Source organism: Caballeronia telluris (genome assembly GCF_001544495.1).
GTDB classification, from domain to species: Bacteria; Pseudomonadota; Gammaproteobacteria; order Burkholderiales; family Burkholderiaceae; genus Caballeronia; species Caballeronia telluris.
In genome coordinates this window covers 1-19,848 of record NZ_FCNZ02000038.1, presented here as the reverse complement: position 1 = coordinate 19,848, position 19,848 = coordinate 1, and the positions used below count along the sequence as shown (strand labels likewise).

The window sequence follows — 19,848 nt, the reverse complement described above, 5'->3', positions numbered from 1 at the left end:
AAGGGCGGGCAATCACCGCCGACGTTCGCCGAGCAGCGGCCATGAGGACTCGAGCCCGCAGTGTGAAACTTGCAGCTTGGCAGTCGGGTATTTCCATACCTGCGGCCACCACGCTCCATCGTTAAATGCCGAAATTCCCGGGTGCCGGTTCGAACGAATCCGGCGACGGGCTCTCGAAAACCGAGCCCGTCGCGGATGAGGTGACGATGGCCAGCAAGTCAAAAAGCGCCGATCACCAAGTGTCGCTAAACGCCTGCTGTATCTTTCCCAAGTCCGTAACACCGTTCGCAATAAGCAATTGGGTGAACAGCCGGGCCTTTTGCGGATTCATGTCAAGCGAGACAACGAAGCCCCGCCTGTCGTCATCGACCTCCACGTTGCGGTTCACGAATCCGGACATCACACGCGTCGAGCGGACCACGATTATCCCGTTTTTGGCGGCCCGATCGAGTGCCGCGAGCGCTTCCTTAGACGCGTCGCCATCGCCCTCGCCCGCCAGCACGATACCTTTCGCTCCATCGCTGATCGCGTGGTCGATCTGCCGCCCATCCATGTTGCTATGCGCATAGACGATCTCGACACGCGGCAATTGGTCGCTCGTCGGCAAGCCCAGCACGTTGCGCGCCGATTGAGGCGGCGGCGTGACGAATCGCACGCTTGCCGGATCCACATAGCCGATCGCGCCCGCATTCGGCGAAGCGAAAGCCTGCACCGCTGTCGTATTGGTCTTCGTGATCCAGCGCGGCCCGTGAATCTGGTCGTTCATCACCACCAGCACGCCCCGGCCCTGTGATTTCGGGCTCGCCGCCACTTCTACGGCTTCATAGAGATTGCCGGGACCATCGGCGCTCGTCGCACCGCCGGGACGCATAGAGCCGACCAGCACCACCGGCTTGTCTGAGCGCAGCACATTGTGCAGGAAGAACGCGGTTTCCTCCACCGTATCGGTACCGTGCGTAATCACAACTCCGTCCGCCTCGTTTCGATCGAACGCCTCACGGATTCGATGCGCCAGTTGAAACCAGATCTTGTCGCTCATGTCCTGCGAGCCCACATTCGATATCTGCTCGGCGCTGATATTCGCGAGCTTCTCGATGCCCGGAACGCCCCGGACGAGATCTTGGCCCAGCACGTTGCCCGAGTTGTAGCCGATCGCGGAGCGTGGATCAGCCGTCCCGGAGATCGTCCCACCCGTTGCCAGCACGAGAATGCGCGGCGTAGCGGCTGCCGACGTCGTCTTGGCGGCGATCATCGTCCCGTTCTGTGCCGCATCGGCGGCCCATGCGCTCGTTCCATTCAAGGCGCTGGCACTTACGACAAGCCCTGCGATAAGCATTGCATCTTGTACGACGGTCTTGATATTCATTTCCATTCTCCTCGGTTGGTTGGACAGCGCAAAGACGGGACGTCGCGAATCGGCAAGGCGCCCCGGCCGGCCTTCTTTACGCCGAGATCTTCCTCGGCTGTGTCAGCATGGCGGGCTGCAGGATCTCGTCGATTTGCAACTGGCTCAAAAGCCCCTTCTCGACCACGATCTCCGCGACGCTTCGGCCCGACGCGAGCGCTTCCTTCGCGACTTCCGTCGAGTGCGTGTAGCCGATGTAGGGATTGAGCGCGGTCACGATGCCGATCGACTGCTCGACGATCGCGCGCAGCCGGTCCCGATTGGCCGTGATGCCGTCGACGCATTTCGAGGCCAGCGTGAGGAACCCCGCCCGCAGATGGGCCACGCTCTTGAAGAGACTATGGGCGATGATCGGCTCGAACGCATTGAGCTGAAGCTGGCCCGCCTCCGCTGCGAAGCTGACCGTCACATCGTTGCCGATGACTTCGAACGCGATCTGGTTGACGACTTCCGGAATGACCGGATTCACCTTGCCCGGCATGATGCTGGAGCCGGCCTGCACCGGTGGCAGGTTGATTTCCCCGAGGCCAGCCCGCGGGCCGCTCGAAAGGAGTCGAAGGTCGTTGCAGGTCTTCGAGAGCTTGACCGCGACACGCTTCAACACACCGGAAAGCTGCACGAACGAGCCGACGTCTTGCGTCGCTTCGACCAGGTTCGGCGACGTCGTGAGCGCAATGCCGGTCACATCGCTCAGATGCCGGCACGCGAGCTGCGCATACTCGGGATGCGTATTGATACCGGTCCCGATCGCCGTCGCGCCCAGGTTGATCTCGCAGATCAGCTTCGCGGCTTCCTTGAGCCGCTCTTCGTCTTCGCCGAGCATGACCGCGAACGTGCTGAATTCCTGGCCGAGCGTCATTGGCACTGCATCCTGAAGCTGCGTGCGGCCCATCTTGAGGTCGTGGCTGAACTCGTGCGCCTTGCGCTCGAACGATGCGCGCAGCACGCCCATCGCCTCGACCAGTTGCATGATGCCCGCATAAGTGGCGATCTTCAGGGCGGTCGGGTAGACATCGTTCGTGCTTTGCCCGAGATTCACGTCCTCGTTCGGATGCAGAACGCCGTATTCGCCCCGCTGATGGCCGAGATGTTCGAGCGCGAGGTTCGCGATGACCTCGTTCGCGTTCATGTTGGTCGAAGTGCCCGCGCCGCCCTGGATGACATCGACGACGAAATGATCATGCGCCGTGCCCGAGCGGACTTGCCTGCATGCCTGGACAATCGCCTGCATCTTGGGTTCGCTCAGTAGTCCAAGATCGTAGTTGGCGAGCGCGGCCGCTTCCTTCACGCTCGCCAATGCGTTGACGAGATTCGGATAGACCGAGATGGGGATACCCGTGATCGGGAAATTTTCGAGCGCCCGCAGCGTGTGGACGCCATAGTAGGCTGCGGCGGGCACGGCGAGGTCGCCGAGAAGGTCGTGTTCGATACGTTCGGTAAGCGTGAGCATGATTTCTCTTCCTTTAAATATGCGGATGAAGCTGACGAACGGAGTCATCCGGCGCACGTCGTGCGCAGGCCGGTCGGCAGTATCAATTGGGTTGGATCAGTCTATTCAGGTTGCTGCGAGCAGCGGGATGCGGTTGGCGCAGCCGCTGCGCTCACATACGCGACGCACTGTCTTGCAAGCACGTCGGTCGGGTCGATCAGTCGCACGCGCGCGCCGTTTCGCCTGGTGAAATCAGTCAGCGGAAACAAGAGCGGCAATTCGGTACATCCGAGGATGATCACCTCGACGCCCTCGGCGATCAACCCATTCATCGCGGCGACGATATCCTCCTGGCACTGCCTGGTCGTCACGCCGCGCTTCTCGAAGCTGTTAAATCGAAGATGGACAGCTTTCTTCGCGACAACGTCTCACTGCCTGCATCGGAACCCCGGAATGCTGCACGAAGATGGCACCGAAATGCTCGCCGTCGCTCGCGCGGGCATCGACTTGATCAGCTTGAAGAAGACGTCCGCGCTCGCGAGCGGCCCGAGCCCGCCGACGACGCCGAACTTTCGCACGCTCGTCTGGTTGCCGTCGCTCATTTCGGCTCGCCTTCGAACTGGCCGAACGTGACCGCCTGTGCAACACGCTGTTCCCGCACCGCGCGCCGGACTTCCCACTTGGCGATGACCGCCGTGGCAATGCTGTTGCCAATCACGTTCGTCGCAGTGCGTCCCATGTCGAGTATCTGATCGATGGCGAGCACCAGCACCACGCCCGAAGGCGGCAGGTGGAACATCGGCGCCACGGCCGCGACGACTACCACCGAGCCTCGCGCGACACCAGCCATCCCCTTGCTGCTGACCATGAGGACGAGCAACATGAGGATTTGCGTGCCGAGCGGCATATCGATACCGAACGCCTGTGCGATGAAAATTGCCGCGAACGCCTGATACATCATCGAGCCATCGAGATTGAACGCATACCCGAGCGGCAAGGTGAAGCCGACCACCTTCTTGTCGACGCCGAATTCTTCGAGCTTCTCGGTCAGACGCGGATACGCGGCCTCGCTGCTCGCCGTCGAGAAAGCGAGCATCGCGGGTTCGCGGATCGCCTTCAGCAGCGCCCAGATCGGGTTGCCGAGAAAAGCATAGCCGACCAGGATGAGCGCGGTCCACAAAAGCGCGAGACCGGCATAAAAGCTGCCGATGAGCTTACCGTAGGTCATCAGCACGTCGAGCCCGTGCACCGTGATCGCGGAGGCGAGCGCACCGAAGACACCGAGCGGGGCGAGTCGCATCACGTAGTCGGTCAGCTTCAGCATGGCGGGCACGAGCCCCTCCACGGCGGCGATCAACGGCGTCACGCGCGGGTCCGACTTGATCACACTCAGCACGATGCCGAACAGTACGGAAAAGACGAGGATCTGGAGGATGTCATTGCGCGCCATCGCATCGAGGATGCTGGTGGGAAACGCGTGCGTCACGAAGTCCTTGAAGTTCAGGCCGCCGGTGTTGAGGCCGGTCGCCACGTCGGCGCTCGTCTGGGTCAAGTGCAATCCCGCGCCCGGCTGAAACAGGTCCGCGAGGAAGAGGCCGAGCGCAAGCGAGAACAGCGACGCGCACAGGAACCATCCGATCGACCTCAACCCGATTCGGCGCACATCGCTCGTACCCTCCATGCCGGCGAGGCCGGAGACGAGCGTAGCCAGGACCAGCGGCGCAATGATCATCTTCACGAGGCGCAGGAAGATATCGGTGACGATCGAGAAGTAGCCAGCAATGGCCTTTGCTTGAGCCGCATCCGCAGCCGACCGATGGCAGACGTAGCCGACAGCCACGCCGAGCACCATGCCAGCCAGAATGTAAAGCGTGAGGCGATTTTTCATTTGTCTCCGTCCAAGGATGGCGCGTCTTGGGCCGGTTGCGACCGCTGCGCGCTCGGGGGTGGAACGCCGTCGATCCAGCGGCGCTTTTCTGTCTGGACGGAATCTTAGGGAAGCTAAAATAAAGGTGAATGCTAGTCCTGCATATGGTTATGCAAGTTTCGCATAATGCGAGGCAACCTATGGAGCGTCTCGACAGCAAAGCTATTCCTTCGCCTTCAAGAACGAGCTTCTTGACCACCTTCGCCATTCGATTCCTAGTGAAGCCGCAAGAGTCGCGCCGTACGCTCGCGCGTCGTATTGGGCATCGATTGGACTTCTCCTATTATGAGAGTCGCTGTACACCACAACGTACGTAAATTGACGATGTAGGTAACGTCGTCGAATGTCGCTTCCTGGCCGCGCGGCCAGGGGCCGGTCGCGCTGCCGTCCGACAAGCAGCCTCACCCTGCATCCAGGTAGTGCAGCTGCTCGCGCTGTTTCCGCGGGACACGAGGGACCGTGCAAGTTATGAATGGCTCTGCCCGACCCAGAGTGGACTACCGGGGTGGCACGAAGCTACGGCCGCTTCCGAGGGCCTGCAGCCATGCCGTGTACCGATACCGTCGACGGAACGTCGACCTTCGAAGCAGTTACTCGGTGATGCGGCAAGCCTCGTGCCGCCATATTCAGTTGATGTAGCGGTAACGGAAGGTCTGCATAACTCTCCCAACGATGGCCGGAATGAATTACGCTTGAAACGGGCTCAACGGATGAGGTGTGGTGATGTCGCAAATGGATCTTGGCTTGAACCTGTCGACCAAGCGTACTTGACCGTTTCCCCGCTGCACAACTGGTCGAGCGTGACGACTTGCGCGGCCTTGGTACGGTCGTTGGCGAGCGCGGCAGCCGCGGCGGTAGTCGCCGAGCTGACCTGAGCCGCACTTAGCGACTGCGAGTCTGCAAGGCCAAGCGCGCTGAGGTTGGCACGAACGATCTTTACGTTGATGGTGTCGAGATTGCGTGACGGACGTTAGAGCCGACATCGGCAGGATTCTTTGGCTATACAATCAACTCGGACTTGCTCCCGATACCCGGACGGGCGCGCCCGCGGGGGCGGTCAAACCATCGTGGATCATCTCGGGGCGCTACACGCAGATCAACGGTGTCGTGCAGCCGATTTTTCCGAGCGCGCTCACCTTCGTGCCAGCCTGCGACATCACACGTGACATTCCGGAAATCCGCGAAGCCTCGGAGGCAATCACGCGGGCAGCGGTGAGCCAGGCAAAAATCATCGACGATCTGCTGGACCTGTCGCGGATTCGCACTGGCAACCTTGCATTGCAGACGACTAAAACCGACGCTGCCCGGGTGCTGTTATTCGATACCGACATCGAGAATCCCGTACAGCGTGACAGAACCTTGCGCGCTAGCATTCGCGGACGCGCAAGCCCGCGCCGCCGCGATCAGCGAGGCGATCGTAGTTATTTTCATTGTCGTGACTTGCGATTGGTTCGGGCGGTTCGATGCACCGGTCTCCACAGCGCATCGAATGCATGGAAATGCGACGCGGAAAGCGCCGCGGGTCCTGCTAGATCTTGAAGCTCTCGAGCGTCGCGGGATGAAACAGTTCCTCCGGTTGCAGCAGACGGCTCGACAGGCCTTCCTCGTGATGCCGCTTCAGAAAGCGCGACAGCACGTGGCGGTTCGGCTCGAAGCCATACGGCCAGAAGTCGTGCCCCATCAGACGGCGCGCATTGCGCAATTGTTCTTCGACGAAAGGCAGTGTCACCTTGGTCGCGGACGTGTCGCTCAGTTTGGCGAGCGCGATCGCCTTGCTCCTTTCGAAGGCCTTCGCCACCGCGCCCGGCAGCCACGGATGTTGTTCCGCGAGCGAGCGCCGCACGCCCAGCAGATGCATGATCGGAAACAGCTTCGTGCGGCCGTACCAGTCGGCGGCCGCTTTCTGCGGATCGTCGAACAGATACTTCACGTTCGGATGGCCGTTCGTGAAGCACGAGGGCGCACGCGGCCCGATCAGCGCGTCGATATCGCCGGATGCGAGCATGCCGGAAATGGTCTTGTCCTCGGGCGCATTTTCGAGCCGCACGTCGTCGGGCAACCTGAGATTGATCTTCTCCAGACGCCCCGTTTCTTCATAGCCGCCGCGAATCCATGTCACGTCCGACGCCTTCAGTCCGTGATCTTCTTCGAGAAACAAGCGCGCCCACACGTTGGCCGTCAGTTGATACTCCGGCACGCCGATACGCTTGCCCTTCAAATCGGACGGCGTCTTGATATCGCGATCGTTGCGCACGTAGATCGATGTATGGCGAAACGCACGCGACGGAAAAATCGGTACGCCGATATACGGACTCGTACCCGCGGCCGTCTTCACGCTATAGCTGGACAGCGAGAGTTCGCAGATGTCGTAGTCCGCATGACGGAAGGCGCGAAAGAAGATCTCTTCCGGGTCCTGAAGCATGAAGACCGGATCGACGCCGTCGATCTGCACTTCGCCATCGACGAGCGGCCGCATGCGATCGTAATTGCCTACCGCGATCGAAAGATTGAGCTTTACCATATTCAATTATCCTGTTTATTTTTTTCCGATGACGACATCGCACGCTTGCGCGCTCGAACGCAGCATCGCGAGACAGATTTCGAGCGTGCCGCGCGCCCACTCGCCGTCATGCAGCGGCGCGACGCCGCCATGCACGGCGCCGATCAGCTCGTCGATCACTTCGGCGCGCGGCACGCGCGGCGCATCGAGTTCGATGCGTTCGCGCCGTTCATCGCTGTACACCACGATCGCCTCCGGCATCGGCCGCAAGTCGGCGCGTTCGCACGACACAATCAGAGGACCGAAGTGCTGGTGGCTGCGCGCATCGGCTCCTTGCGATGCAGACGTGTAAGCGTTTCCGCCGTACGTGCCCGCTGCTTTCAGACGTGCTTCCTCTTCGCGCGACGCCACCTGCGAGAGCTTTCGGCGCGCCACGCCGTATTCGTCCGGGCTGCGCGCCTGTCCCATCTCGCCGATCCATCCGATCCATTCATCCGAATCGAAGTGGGCATAGCCGTTGTACGAGAGTGTGGCGAACGCGCCGTTCTCGAACCACAGCGTCGCGGTATAGGCGCCTTCGGTGGGACGCGCCGCATCCCAGTTGCCGACCGCGGCGCGAATGCGCGTCGCACGGCTGCCCGCGAGCATGCGCACGATATCCACCTGATGCGCCGCCTGGCTGAATACCGCGCCGCCGCCTTCTTCCGTCTTCAGTTCCTCGGGCCGACGCGGCCGATACAGATAGTCGGTGAAATTGAGCGCGTGAATCATCTTCACGTCGCCGAACGCACCCGATGCGATCAGTTCACGCGTACGCAGATACGGTGCATCGAAGCTGTGACAATGGCCGACGATCAGATGCACGTTGGCCGTGCGGCATGCGTCGATCATGTCGTCGCATTCGGCAAGCGACAGCGCCATCGGCTTCTCGACCAGCACATGCTTGCCGTGCGCCGCCGCAATCCGCGTATGCGCCGCATGAAACTGATGCGGACTGGCGATGTAGATCGCATCGATGTCCGGCCCGCGGGCGAGCGCGTCGATGTCGTCGAAGGTCGGCGCATCGAAATCCGCTTCGAACTGCTTGCGCGCCGCCTCGCGCGGATCGCAGGCGGCCACGAGCCGCACGCGCGCGTCGCCGAGGAAGGTCGGCAGCATCAGCGAAAAGGCGCGGCCGAGTCCCGCGATGCCGAGTCGGATCGTCTCCATCACACCTGAACCTGATAGTTCGATTCGAGTTCCGGCGACGCATCTTCGGCACGCTCCACCCATACCGGGTGCGCGGCGTATTGCTTCCAGTCGGTGTCTTTCGGCACCATCGCCTGGAACGAGCACACGCTGCGCGGAACCGCGTTTTCGCCCGTGCCGATCGCCACTTCACCCGCCTCAAAGGCCTTCAGCGCATCGAGCATGCGGCGGCGGAATTCGACCACGGCGACATCGCTCGCGCCGAGCCGTTCTTCGGTGCGATCCGCGATAGGGCCCATGGTCAGCCACATCGCGATGTCCTGGTTCGGGAAGCCCTTGATGCCGGTGAAGTTGCCCGATTTCATCGCCTCGCGGTCCTGCCAGAAGCGGTTATTGTGATTGCGCAGCGGACGATAGAACGAGTCCAGATCGATGCCCACCTGCTGACCCAGGAACTTGCGCCAGGTTTCGGTTTCGGGCGTCTTGTCCGGATGACCCCACGCCATGAAGTAGAACGCGGTACTGGTGTCATCGCACGGTACGTTGATATTCGCGACGTTGTACAGATTGTTCGGCGGGATCAGCGCAGTGGCGGGCGCGACGAACACGGTCGAGCGCACGTAATCATGCGTGGCGGCGTTCTGGATCGGACGACGCAATGCGGCGTAGCGAAAGCCAAATTCCGTGCGATGCACCTGAAGGCGCGGCGCCTTGTCGGTCGAAGGGCGCAACCAGTTTTTCGAGGTTGCCTCCGCTCCGCCGACGCGCGCCGGCACGAAGTCCGACGAATGCAGGCTGGAACTATGCGCGGAGTCGATCGCGCCTTCGAGAATCTGCGCCCAGTTGCACGGCAGGATCGCCTTTGCGATGCTCACGCGCGTATCTTCGGTCGGCGCCCACGCGGGCGGTACGAAGTCGGGGATGGCATCCTGCGGTCCCATGTACGCCCATACGAAGCCGCCCCATTCCTTCGTTTCGTACGCCTTGTGCTTGACCTTCTTCGTCATGTCGCTGCACGAAGGCTCGGAGACCATTTCGATCACGTTGCCCTTCACGTCCATCTTCCACCCGTGATAGAGACAGCGCAGACCGCAGTCCTCATTGCGGCCATACACCAGCGAAACACGCCGATGCGGACAGTATTCGTCCATCACGCCGACGTTGCCGTCGGTGTCTCGGAACACGACAAGGTCCTCTCCAAAAACGCGTGCCTTGACGGGCGCGCCGTCCGGTTCGCTGACTTCCTCGATGAGACATACCGGCGTCCAGTGACGACGCATCAACTGGCCCATCGGCGCATCGCCTTCTACACGGCACAGCAATTCGTTTTCTTCATGCGTAAGCATCGTTGCGTCTCCAGATATTTCAAAGATCGAGTACCAGTTCCCCGCTCTTCGCACGCGAAACGCAGATCATGATCTGATCGCGCTTTTCGTCGTCGCCGAGCACCATGTCGCGATGGTCCGCCTCGCCCGCGCACAGCGTCGTGCGGCATGATCCGCACGTGCCGCTTTCGCATGAACTTGGCGCGCGGATGCCGTTGTCGCGCAGGATTTCGAGGATCGAGCGGTCCTTCGGAATGTCAAAGCTGCAGCCCGAGCGTTCGAGCTTCACGCTGAACACCGTGTTCTCCGCCGCACGCGACTGATCCACGCCGAAGCTCTCGAAGTGCACCGTGCCGGTCGGCCAGTGACCCGTCATGTCGCGCACGCCGTCCATCAGCGCCCGCGGGCCGCAGCAGTAGACATGCGCGCCGCTGCCGGGCTTTTCGAAGATCGGCCAGAAGTCGAATGCATTGGCGAGATCGCCGTGGTCGTGGTGAATCACCACGTGCGGCTTCCATTCCGGATTCGACAGCTCATCGAGAAACGCGGTCGTTTCGGGGCTGCGCGACACGTAATACAGCTTAAAGCGCGGGCCGGCGGTAGCCTTGAGATGACGCATCATCGACAGCACCGGCGTGATGCCGATGCCCCCCGCGACGAACACGAAGCTGCGCGCCCGATCGCTGAGGCCGAACTCGTTGCGCGGCTCGGAAACCTCGATATGGTCGCCTTCGGCCAGATCATCGGTCATGCTGATCGAACCGCCTCGGCCGGCCGTATCGCGCTTGACAGCGATCACGTAACGGTCGGTTTCGGCCGGGTCGTTGCACAGCGAATAGTTGCGGTTCGCGCCGTTCGGCACGCGCACGGTGAGATGCGCGCCTGCAGTGAAAGCCGGCAACTCGCGCCCGGCTACATCTCGTAGTTCGAAACGGGAGATGCCCTCCGCCACCCGGTCCTTCTTCGTCACCACGAGTGTCCTGAAAGACAGTTCGTCGTTCATTGCACCTGCTCCCGCGCTTTGCGTCTGTTCTCGCCTCATTCGACCGCGCCATGCCTCGACTCGATCACTATGACTTTATATTAGATATCTAATGATTTTCAGGCAAGCGGGTTTTCCCTTAGCAGGTGCAGGAGGCTACAAATAAAAACGGCGCCTGCGAAACCTAGGCGCCGTCCGTGCTGCGAGATTCGATGTTCAGGAATGTTTCTCCGCGTGCTCGCGCAGCGTATTGGCCGGCACGCCGATTAACACGGCAAGGCCGCCCATCAAGACGATCGCCGCGATCGCCGCCAGTCCTATGGCGAGGCTGCCGGTCATGGTCTTGATCCAGCCGAGCGCAATCGGGCCGCAGAACGCGCCGACCTGCCCCAGGCAACTGATCGCGCCGATGCCTGCGGCGGCGGCATCATCGGAAAGATAGGCGGGTGGAATCGACCAGATGATAGCCGCCGCGCCGAAGTAGGAAATGGAGATCATGCCCAGACAGACAATGGCCGCCACCGTGTTGCCCGACAGGACCGGCAGCAGAAAGCCGCCAAGCGCGCCGATGGCCGTGCACAGAAAGAAGTGCCAGCGCCGCTCCAGCGTGACGTCCGAACTGCGCGCGACCGCGAACATCCCGAGCGCGCCGATGATGTACGGCAACGCCGACAGCAGCCCCACGTTCAGCACATCCGATACTCCCGCCTGACGGATGATGGTCGGCGTCCAGTAATTTAGAATGGTGCCGCACAGAGGCACGGTCCCCCAGCCCGCCGCGAGGATATACACGCGCGGGTCCTTCAGCGCGGCCAGCAGTTCATGGCGCGTATGCTTCGCGGGTTTCTTCTCGGCGCGGTCGGCAGCGAGCGCATCGAGAATGATCTTCTTCTGTTCGTCGTCGAGCCAGCGCGCGTCCTGCGGACGGTCGACGAGATAAAAGAACGCGACGATACCCATCACCAGCGCAGGCAACCCTTCGAGGAAAAACAGCCATTGCCAGTTCTTATAGCCCAGGACATCGACGAAATTATGCAGGATCCAGCCCGACAGCGGCCCGCCGATGACGCCCGCCGCCGCGATCGCGAGCAGGAAGCGCGAGGTGATCCGCGCTCGCCGCGCGCCCGGATACCAGTACGTGAGATACAGAATGATGCCGGGCCAGAAGCCCGCTTCCGCGGCCCCGAGCAGGATCCGCGCGATATAGAACTGTGCGGGCGTGGTCATGAAGGCCATCGCCGTGGAAATGCCGCCCCACAGAATCATGATGCGCGAGATCGTCAGGCGCGCGCCTATCTTCTTGAGCCAGAGCGTGCTGGGTACTTCCAGTAGGATATAGCCAATGAAAAACAGGCTCACGCCCAGGCCGTACGCGGCATCGGACAAGCCCAGGTCGTGCTTCAGTTGCAATTGCGCGAAGCTGATATTCACGCGATCCAGATAATTCAACACCCAGCAGACGAAGATGAACGACATCAGCCGCCAGGTGACCTTGTGATACGTGGACTCGACGCGCGCCGCAGTCGCGTCCGCTTCCGATATGAATTGCGTGACTGTGGATTTGGCCACCAAGCGTCTCCGTTTTCCGTGCTCATGGGGAACGATGCGCCGTATGGCGGCCCATCGTTTTTTATTCGATATCTAATCATTATGGTAAGGAGAGCGTTGGCGCGGGACAAGTTCGGGTTTGCACGGAGACGGCGGCCTCGCCTGTCGATCAGCACCGTGGCGAGCCCACCGGCTATCATGTCGACAGAACCCGACTGACTAAAAAGATATCGCTATGACACGACAAAAGACTGGTGAAGGCGCACCGCGCGAGACTGCCGAGATGCTGCGCCACTGGCACGAGTCCGTGCCGAACGACCGTCTCGCACACCTGGTGAAAGACGCGACGCGCTCGATGGTCCGCGCTTTGCAGATGCGGCTCGCGGAACATTCGGTATCGTTCGGGCACTGGACTTTCCTGCGTATCCTGTGGGAATCCGATGGCCTGACGCAGCGCGAGCTGAGCGAGCAGGCGGGCGTGATGGCGCCCACCACGTTTGCCGCCGTGACCGCCATGGAAAAACTCGGGCTGGTCGAGCGGCAGCAGCGTCCCGAAAACAAGAAGAACACGCACGTTTATCTGACTGCCCAAGGCCGCGCGCTGAAGACCAAACTCGTACCGCTTGCGGAGGAAGTCAACGAAATCAGCGTGGCGGGACTGAGCGAGCGCGACATCAAGGTTGCGCGCAAGGTACTGCTTACGATCATCGAGAACCTGGCGGACGACGAGTCCGACTCGACGAATCCGCAGCGGCGCGTTCTGTCGACCCGCGAGTTGGGCAAGTTGATCGCTGAGCGTGGCGAGAGTCTGGAGGATGCTTAGGATTTCTTGTAGGGCGGCGATCCGGCCTGCCGCCACACGCCGCGAACTCTTCAATACCATGCTGGATTCGGCGACTGCGTCAGTGGCTGGCTGCGACGAGCGTGCCCGTGGTTCACTCCGATCGCGGTGCGCACTATCGCTGGCCGGGATGGCTCTCACGGATGCGGGATGCCAGACTGATTCGCTCGATGTCGCGCAAAGGATGTCCGCCGGATAATGCAGCGTGCGAAGGCTTCTTCGGGCGCCTCAAGACGGAGTTATTCTATCCTCGTGACTGGCGGGCCACGACCGTTGATCAATTCATCGACGTCGTTGACTCGTATATCCGCCGGTACAACGCACAGCGGATCAAGGTCTCGCTCGGCTCCCTGAGCCCGGTCGAATACCGGCAGAGTCTTGGAATTGCGGCATAAATCAGTCCAAGAATTTGACATCGCCGCCATGTCGTTGCACAAAGGCTTTGACAGGCGACAGTCCTATGCCCAGTCCGCCTTGCGCGCGGTCATGTCCCGGCGGCAACTGCGCGAAAATCTCGAATATCGACGGTAGCTGCTCGGCGGCAATGCCTACCCGCGTGTCGCGCACGGAAATCACGGACTCGTCGGCGTCGCGTCCAATACTGAGCCAGATCGTTCCGCGGCAGGCGTGTATTTTGCGAGGGCACACCTCCCGGTCTCCGAGTGCCTGCTGAAGGAGGCTGTATGGCTTTCCGCCGCGTTTATCGGGCGCAATGAAATAGGCTTTGTCGTAGAACACGGGGTCGACTGAGTTTTCTGGAACCGATGAGAATATCTCGACGACATGACTCGCGCCTTCCTCCAGCGCCTTCAATTCGTCGCCGGTGAAGACGTCATAACGGTCCTTCTCGAACTGGTAGCCCTTCTACATGGAAGCCCGCTCGACAACCCGCCCAGTGGATTCGGAGACGTACTGCTGTTTCAGACGTGAGTCGTCGGGGGCCAGCAGGAATAGAGACCAGTCCAAAGGACAGAGAAAGCGATGCAATCGAGCGAGCAACCATGAGCTTCTCCTGGCCGGCCGGTTGGCCTTTCGTCGGAGAAAAAGGATGAGATCGTCGCCCACGGCCGCCAGAGCGTGTAGACAGGATAGCCGCAGGTGTGCGGCAGCACGGTCAGCAGCCACGATGACGGCCATCGCGCCTCTCCGGGTCGTGCAACGGAACGGCATGCCGTTTGCTTCCTCGGCTCGTTGAATATTCGCTCGAGGTGGCACGTTGGGCTTCGTCACCGCTCTGCTTACGGACCGCCATCATGATTCCTACTCGTGACACGAAGTCGCCGCCGCTGGCCCGCTACGGGAAGAAACGGGATTTCAGCGTCACGCCGGAGCCATCCGCACGGACCAGTGACACGAGTGTCGGTACTGGTAGTCTCAGATTCGTCATCCAGAAGCACTGGGCGAGCCGTCTGCACTACGACTTTCGACTCGAGTTCGATGGCGTGCTGTTGTCGTGGGCAGTACCTAAAGGTCCTTGCTACGACCCTGGGAAAAAACAGATGGCGGTGCATGTCGAGGACCATCCCGTCGATTACGCTGCCTTCGAGGGCACCATCCCTCCAAAGCAATACGGTGCTGGCACTGTCATTGTGTGGGACCGAGGAACGTGGGAGCCGGTAGGCGACGTCGCCAAAGGGATGGAATCTGGGAAGCTAGTCTTTCGACTGCACGGCGAGAAGCTCGCCGGGCTATGGGAGTTGGTGCGCATATCGAAGGCCGGCGACAAGCAAGACCAGTGGATGCTCTTCAAAAAGCGCGACGAGTGGGCTCGGCCACTCGCAGAATACGACGTCATAAAGGCGCTTCCGGATAGCGTCATCGCGAATCCTCTCGGGCTCATTGAAGTACGTGAGCCGAGGGCGGGGCGACGCTCGCGCGCAGCCGAATCCGAGATTGACCTGTCGGCCGCAAGACGAGCGCCGCTGCCTGCAACGCTGGAGCCACAACTGGCCACGCTTGCTGACTCTCTGCCTGCCGTAGGCGACTGGATAACTGAAACGAAACTGGACGGTTATCGCCTCCTTGCCCGGATTGATAAGAAGCGCGTGAAAATGTTCACGCGAAACGGCCACGACTGGACTGCAAAGTTTGCGACGCTCGCTGCCGAGCTGTTGGAGCTCCCGCTGTCAAGTGCCTGGATTGACGGCGAGATTGTCGTGCTCAAGGATGGCATTCCCAGCTTCTCAGCACTTCAGGATGCCATTGACGGCGCCAAGAATCAGGAAATCGTCTTCTTCCTTTTTGACCTGATGTATCTCGACGGGGACGACCTTAGAAAAGTGCCGCTCTGGGCGAGGCGAGGACGACTAGCACAGCTTCTTGAAGACTCGGGCGAACACCTGTTGTTCAGTCAAAATTTCGACGCGCCGCCCGCACAGGTATTTCAGGCTGCCGCAGGACTGGGCTTGGAGGGCCTGATGCTCAAAAGGCGCGATGCGCTCTATGAGTCGGGACGGACGCAAACGTGGCTCAAAGCGAAGACACGTTTGAGACAGGAGCTCGTTATTTGCGGCATGACCGCACGTGGCGGCAACGATGGGGAAGTCGGCAGCTTGTTACTCGGTTATTACGTCGGCAGCAAGCTTCATGATGCAGGAAGCGTCGGGACCGGATGGAATTCTAAAACCGCACGAGACCTTTGGCACCGCCTCGCGCCTCTCGAGGTTGACGCGGCGCCGTTCGACACACCTGTCAAGAAGCCCGGACGATGGTCTAGGCGTGCACCCGGCAGCGAAAGGTGGGTTCGACCAAGTTTGGTTGCAGAGGTGGAGTTTTCAGAATGGACGGCGGAAGGCGTAGTAAGGCAAGCATCATTTATCGGGTTACGCCTAGACAAGACAGCTCGTAGCGTCGTCCGTGAGGGTGGAACGACACAAGCTCCCGAGCCGCCGCCGCAACTGAAGATTTCCCATCCCGAGCGCGTTATCGATTCGTCGGCGTCAATCACGAAGGCCGACCTTGTTCGATATTACGCAAGTGTTGCGGAACGGATGCTTCCCCACCTCATAGACCGGCCTCTCGCGATTGTTCGCGCGCCGGACGGTGTTGCCGGTAATCTCTTTTTCCAAAAGCATGCCGAGCGCACAGCGATGCCTGGCCTGACCGCTCATAGTCGCGATTTGTGGCCAAAGCATCCGCCGCTACTGACGGTCGATACGGCGGATGCGTTGCTGAGCGCAGCTCAGATGAACACTATCGAATTCCATACTTGGAACTCGGTGGTCCGTCGGCTTGACGCGCCTGACAGGGTCATCTTCGACCTAGACCCCGGTGAAGGTGTGAAGTGGAATCATGTCCAGGAGGCGGCAATGCTGGTTCGCACACTGCTGTCGGAGTTAGGTATCCAAGCTTGGCTCAAGACAAGTGGCGGCAAAGGGTTGCATGTCGTCGTGCCTCTGACTCCGCGATTGGACTATGCGAAGGTGAAGGCATTCTCGAAATCGTTCGTTGCGCATCTCGCGAAGACGATTCCAGAACGCTTCTCGGCGGTATCTGGCCCATCGAATCGCGTAGGCAAAATCTTTGTCGATTATCTGCGCAATGGGAAGGGACAAACGACTGCTGCGGCATTCTCTGCCCGGGCTCGACCTGGAATGGGCGTCTCAATGCCGATTGCTTGGGAGCAACTTGCTGACCTCAAGAGCGGCGCGCAATGGAGCGTCCAGACCGCTCGTGAGTATTTGAGCTTCCAGGTGAGCGACCCTTGGGTCGATTACTGGTCGGCCGGACAATCGTTGGCAGCAGCAATCAAGCGTCTGCCGTAAGCGGCTTTGCGCGGCATCCGGGAACTACCGTCAAGTAGACCCGAGCGTGGCATAACGTTAGTCGCAAACTGACAAGCTTATGCTGGCAAAGTCAACGTAACTTCTTGGCGAGCAGCTCGTCCAGCGCATCGCGCGCCGATTGAAGGTCATCAACAGCAGCGGCGAGGCGCGCCAAGTGCAAAGCCCGGGTGCCTTCGTTGCCCTCGGCTTTGGCGTGTTCTTCCAACGCCTCGGTCGCTGAAAGCACCTCTCGCGCTGCCCCCGCGACTCGTGAGATGGCCTCGGCCTCGCCACACTTTTGTTTCACTCCCGGCTGCTCCACAAAGTCAATCAGTCTTCGATGCGGAAGCCTGCCTTAAGCGTCACCTGCCAGCGCAGGATTTTCCCGCCTTCAGTATGACCTCGGACCTCCTGAATCTTGAACCATTCGAGGTTCTGCAGCGTAGCAGACGCTTTTTCAAGCGCGACCTGCACCGCGTTGTCGGATGAGGTCGTGGACGAGCCGGTTAGCTCCAAAAGTTTATAAACGTGTTCGGACATTGACGCTAGCTCCAGGATAAACAGGCGGCCGTCGAAGTAAGGGCCGGAATCGCGTTAATGCACCGCATGGGTACCATGCACGAGACCACGGCGCAGGTGGCCTGTTTCCACTGTTGGCATGCCATGCGGCCAATTCGCAGCATCAGTTGCGCGCCTCGGTGCCCTTCAATTGGTCGTGCTTGTGAGAATGCGTCGCGGCGTACTTGAGTTCGAAATGCGCTCCCTTCCCACTTCGCGTTGGCGGGAAGTGCTCTCCCTCAACACAGGTCACTTCAAATGTATTTTTTCCGTCCTCGTGGACGACCGAGTAGATGCCGCTGACCTTCACGATTTCGCCGGGTTTGTATGCGGTGTCGCCTGCCATGTTTGCCTCCCAAGTTTGGTGTGCACCTGAGGCTCAGCAAGCCGCGTTCCGGACAGCGGCCGAGTTGAGCGGCGTCGACGCAACGCTCCGCGCGGGCCGCTTGTCGATGTGTCTCAGCAGAAGTTACGGCTTACTGTATTCAGTCCGCCCAGCAGATGAGACATGTCGACAAGCCGCTGCGCGACAAGATGTCGAACTTCGCCTTCGCACTGCCACGTTCCGTATACGCCAAGCAACGCTGCGCCGAGTGCTTCCCTTCTTTGCTTCTCAAGGAGCGACGGCCAAATGATGACGTTCACGTTCCCGGTCTCATCTTCGATGGTGACGAACATGACGCCTTTCGCAGTGCCTGGTCGCTGACGCACCGTAACCAGTCCGCATCCGCGAGCGAGTCGACCATTTCGATAGGTCATCAGCGTTGAGGCTGGCATCAGTCGTTGCTCGAGCAGTGCCGGGCGCAGCAAAGAAAGCGGATGGCGCCCAAGCGTGAGTCCCGTCGAGTTGTAGTCAGCAACGATAGTCTCAGCCTCCGACGGCGCGCCGAGCACCGGCGTCTCATCGTCAATTCTAGCTTCAGCAAGGATATCGCGGTCCGGGACCGCCGCAACGGATTGCCAAAGCGCTTCCCGCCGATTTCCCGCCAGCGACGAAAGCCCATTTGCTGCAGCAAGGACCTGCAAGTCGCGACGGTCGAGCTGCGCGCGTCTCGCGAGGTCACTGACACTCGAGAATTGCTTCACGGCTCGAGCCGCTTCAATACGTTCTGCCGCGCCGTCCTTCATCCCTTTCAGCAGTGACATGCCAAGGCGAACCGCCATCTCTGAATTCGTTTGCCTCTCGAGCACCGAATCCCATCCGCTGATGGTGACGTCTACAGGAACGACCTGCACGCCGTGACGCGTCGCGTCCTGCAACAACTGCGACGGTGAATAGAAGCCCATCGGCTGACTATTCAGCATCGCTGCGAGGAACGCGGCCGGCTCGTGGCATTTGAGCCAGCTGCTTGCGTACACGAGCAGCGCGAAACTCGCCGCGTGGCTCTCCGGAAAGCCGTACTCGCCGAAACCTTTGATTTGTTCAAAAATGGCTTCTGCGAAGTCCTTCTCATAGCCACGGTCCTGCATTCCGAGGACGATGCGGTCGTAGTATTTCTCGAGCCCGCCTTTGCGCTTCCATGCGGCCATGGCGCGGCGGAGTTGGTCCGCTTCCCCTGGCGTAAAACCCGCAGCCAGGATGGCGACCTGCATGACCTGCTCTTGAAAGATTGGCACGCCAAGCGTTCGCCCGAGTGCTGTCTTCAAGGCATCGCTGGGGTAAGTCACCGGCTCGAAGCCTTGCCGCCGCCTCAGATACGGATGGACGGCGCCACCTTGAATTGGCCCAGGCCGTACGATGGCCACTTCGATGACCAGGTCATAGAACTCGCGCGGCTGCATACGAGGCAGCATACTCATCTGCGCGCGCGATTCAATCTGGAAGACGCCGACTGTATCGGCGCGCGAAATCATGTCGTACGTCGCCTTGTCCTCTGCGGGAATGTCCTGCATCTCGAACCGCTCCCCTCGTTGCTCGGAGATGATGTCGAGCGTCCGGCGAATTGCTGACAGCATGCCAAGTGCGAGCACGTCAATCTTCAAGAGGCCCAACGCTCCGAGGTCGTCCTTGTCCCACTGAATCGCTGACCGGTCCGCCATCGCTGCGTTCTCGACCGGCACAAGGCGCGTAAGCTTGCCTCGGCTGATGACGAAGCCGCCGGAGTGCTGCGACAGGTGCCGCGGAAAGTTAAGAATTTGAGCCGCCAACTTTGCCCACAAATCGATAAGTGGATTCTCAGGGTCCAGGCCCGATTCGGCGAACCGACGCAACAGGTCCTGCGAATGGTCGAACCACTGGTGCGACTTCGCAACCTTGTCGACGATTTGCGGGTCAACGCCGAGCGCCTTTCCGGTCTCGCGCAGAGCACCGCGCGGCCGATAGGTTGATACCGCTGCGGCGATAGCAGCCCTGTCGCGACCATATTTCCGGTAGATGTATT

General features: G+C 60.6%; 16 protein-coding genes and 3 pseudogenes. 4 read left to right on the top strand and 15 right to left on the bottom strand.

Going from position 1 to position 19,848, the window contains the following annotated elements; genetic code table 11:
- Positions 1-232: 232 nt before the first annotated feature.
- From AWB66_RS28795 to AWB66_RS28780, 4 genes and pseudogenes are all read right to left on the bottom strand, one after another.
- Positions 233-1,366: an asparaginase gene (locus AWB66_RS28795; RefSeq protein WP_087633478.1), complete on the bottom strand. Its 1,134-nt coding sequence runs from the start codon at positions 1,364-1,366 to the stop codon at positions 233-235.
- A gap of 76 nt (positions 1,367-1,442) precedes the next feature.
- Positions 1,443-2,855 carry an aspartate ammonia-lyase gene (aspA, locus tag AWB66_RS28790; RefSeq protein WP_087633468.1) on the bottom strand — a complete coding sequence of 471 codons (1,413 nt, stop codon included), beginning with the start codon at positions 2,853-2,855 and terminating at the stop codon, positions 1,443-1,445.
- 101 nt (positions 2,856-2,956) lie between these two features.
- Positions 2,957-3,214 (bottom strand): annotated as a pseudogene (locus AWB66_RS28785) (aspartate/glutamate racemase family protein); the annotation flags it as partial.
- A gap of 218 nt (positions 3,215-3,432) precedes the next feature.
- Entirely contained in the window at positions 3,433-4,722 is a 1,290-nt protein-coding gene (locus AWB66_RS28780; protein WP_087633466.1) for a dicarboxylate/amino acid:cation symporter, read from the bottom strand.
- A 999-nt stretch (positions 4,723-5,721) separates the two neighbouring features.
- Here AWB66_RS28780 and AWB66_RS33825 point away from each other — a divergent pair.
- Complete coding sequence (locus AWB66_RS33825; RefSeq protein ID WP_159462960.1) at positions 5,722-6,300, top strand: hypothetical protein; 579 nt, start codon at positions 5,722-5,724, stop codon at positions 6,298-6,300.
- Here the strand turns inward: AWB66_RS33825 and AWB66_RS28775 are convergent.
- The 5 genes from AWB66_RS28775 to AWB66_RS28755 form a co-directional block, all read right to left on the bottom strand.
- Positions 6,290-7,282 (bottom strand): ABC transporter substrate-binding protein, encoded by a 993-nt coding sequence (locus tag AWB66_RS28775; RefSeq protein ID WP_087633465.1) that lies wholly within the window; start codon positions 7,280-7,282, stop codon positions 6,290-6,292. The two genes, AWB66_RS33825 and AWB66_RS28775, sit on opposite strands and share 11 nt — an antisense overlap.
- Positions 7,283-7,297: 15 nt before the next feature.
- Positions 7,298-8,470, bottom strand: coding sequence for a Gfo/Idh/MocA family protein (locus AWB66_RS28770; protein ID WP_087633464.1), 1,173 nt, complete (start codon positions 8,468-8,470; stop codon positions 7,298-7,300).
- Entirely contained in the window at positions 8,470-9,795 is a 1,326-nt protein-coding gene (locus tag AWB66_RS28765; protein ID WP_087633463.1) for a Rieske 2Fe-2S domain-containing protein, read from the bottom strand. Before AWB66_RS28765 ends, AWB66_RS28770 begins: the two co-directional genes overlap by 1 nt.
- A 19-nt stretch (positions 9,796-9,814) precedes the next feature.
- Entirely contained in the window at positions 9,815-10,777 is a 963-nt protein-coding gene (locus AWB66_RS28760; protein WP_087633462.1) for a PDR/VanB family oxidoreductase, read from the bottom strand.
- Positions 10,778-10,972: 195 nt separating this feature from the next.
- Positions 10,973-12,325 carry an MFS transporter gene (locus AWB66_RS28755; protein WP_087633461.1) on the bottom strand — a complete coding sequence of 451 codons (1,353 nt, stop codon included), beginning with the start codon at positions 12,323-12,325 and terminating at the stop codon, positions 10,973-10,975.
- A 214-nt stretch (positions 12,326-12,539) separates the two neighbouring features.
- Between AWB66_RS28755 and AWB66_RS28750 the strand changes: the two genes are divergently transcribed.
- Positions 12,540-13,127, top strand: a complete 588-nt coding sequence (locus AWB66_RS28750; RefSeq protein ID WP_087633460.1) for a MarR family winged helix-turn-helix transcriptional regulator — start codon at positions 12,540-12,542, stop codon at positions 13,125-13,127.
- A 43-nt stretch (positions 13,128-13,170) separates the two neighbouring features.
- Positions 13,171-13,540, top strand: a pseudogene (locus tag AWB66_RS28745) (transposase); the annotation flags it as partial.
- Position 13,541: 1 nt separating this feature from the next.
- Here the strand turns inward: AWB66_RS28745 and AWB66_RS35150 are convergent.
- Together AWB66_RS35150 and AWB66_RS35145 are read right to left on the bottom strand one after the other, a co-directional pair.
- The gene (locus tag AWB66_RS35150; protein WP_407642336.1) at positions 13,542-13,712 is read right to left on the bottom strand and encodes an ATP-binding protein; all 171 of its coding nucleotides are present in this window, start codon (positions 13,710-13,712) and stop codon (positions 13,542-13,544) included.
- Between the two features lie 62 nt (positions 13,713-13,774).
- Positions 13,775-14,148 (bottom strand): annotated as a pseudogene (locus AWB66_RS35145) (Ku protein); the annotation flags it as partial.
- 250 nt (positions 14,149-14,398) lie between these two features.
- Here AWB66_RS35145 and ligD point away from each other — a divergent pair.
- Complete coding sequence (gene ligD / locus AWB66_RS28735; protein WP_087633459.1) at positions 14,399-16,909, top strand: DNA ligase D; 2,511 nt, start codon at positions 14,399-14,401, stop codon at positions 16,907-16,909.
- A gap of 91 nt (positions 16,910-17,000) precedes the next feature.
- On the opposite strand, the gene AWB66_RS28730 is transcribed toward ligD, so the two are convergent.
- The 4 genes from AWB66_RS28730 to AWB66_RS28715 form a co-directional block, all read right to left on the bottom strand.
- Positions 17,001-17,216: a hypothetical protein gene (locus AWB66_RS28730; protein WP_125469810.1), complete on the bottom strand. Its 216-nt coding sequence runs from the start codon at positions 17,214-17,216 to the stop codon at positions 17,001-17,003.
- Between the two features lie 23 nt (positions 17,217-17,239).
- Positions 17,240-17,449: a dodecin gene (locus tag AWB66_RS28725; protein ID WP_087633457.1), complete on the bottom strand. Its 210-nt coding sequence runs from the start codon at positions 17,447-17,449 to the stop codon at positions 17,240-17,242.
- 142 nt (positions 17,450-17,591) lie between these two features.
- Positions 17,592-17,813 (bottom strand): hypothetical protein, encoded by a 222-nt coding sequence (locus tag AWB66_RS28720; protein WP_087633456.1) that lies wholly within the window; start codon positions 17,811-17,813, stop codon positions 17,592-17,594.
- Between the two features lie 113 nt (positions 17,814-17,926).
- Positions 17,927-19,848 (bottom strand): error-prone DNA polymerase (locus AWB66_RS28715; protein ID WP_125469809.1); only part of this gene is annotated, 1,922 nt, incomplete at its 5' end.

Excerpts from the sequence above, each read along its gene's own strand:
- AWB66_RS28795 (WP_087633478.1), bottom strand. The coding sequence starts at position 1,366 with ATGAATATCAAGACCGTCGTACAAGATGCAATGCTTATCGCAGGGCTT.
- aspA (WP_087633468.1), bottom strand. The coding sequence starts at position 2,855 with ATGCTCACGCTTACCGAACGTATCGAACACGACCTTCTCGGCGACCTC.
- AWB66_RS28780 (WP_087633466.1), bottom strand. The coding sequence starts at position 4,722 with ATGAAAAATCGCCTCACGCTTTACATTCTGGCTGGCATGGTGCTCGGC.
- AWB66_RS28775 (WP_087633465.1), bottom strand. The coding sequence starts at position 7,282 with ATGGTAAAGCTCAATCTTTCGATCGCGGTAGGCAATTACGATCGCATG.
- AWB66_RS28770 (WP_087633464.1), bottom strand. The coding sequence starts at position 8,470 with ATGGAGACGATCCGACTCGGCATCGCGGGACTCGGCCGCGCCTTTTCG.
- AWB66_RS28765 (WP_087633463.1), bottom strand. The coding sequence starts at position 9,795 with ATGCTTACGCATGAAGAAAACGAATTGCTGTGCCGTGTAGAAGGCGAT.
- AWB66_RS28760 (WP_087633462.1), bottom strand. The coding sequence starts at position 10,777 with ATGAACGACGAACTGTCTTTCAGGACACTCGTGGTGACGAAGAAGGAC.
- AWB66_RS28750 (WP_087633460.1), top strand. The coding sequence starts at position 12,540 with ATGACACGACAAAAGACTGGTGAAGGCGCACCGCGCGAGACTGCCGAG.
- ligD (WP_087633459.1), top strand. The coding sequence starts at position 14,399 with ATGATTCCTACTCGTGACACGAAGTCGCCGCCGCTGGCCCGCTACGGG.
- AWB66_RS28725 (WP_087633457.1), bottom strand. The coding sequence starts at position 17,449 with ATGTCCGAACACGTTTATAAACTTTTGGAGCTAACCGGCTCGTCCACG.
- AWB66_RS28720 (WP_087633456.1), bottom strand. The coding sequence starts at position 17,813 with ATGGCAGGCGACACCGCATACAAACCCGGCGAAATCGTGAAGGTCAGC.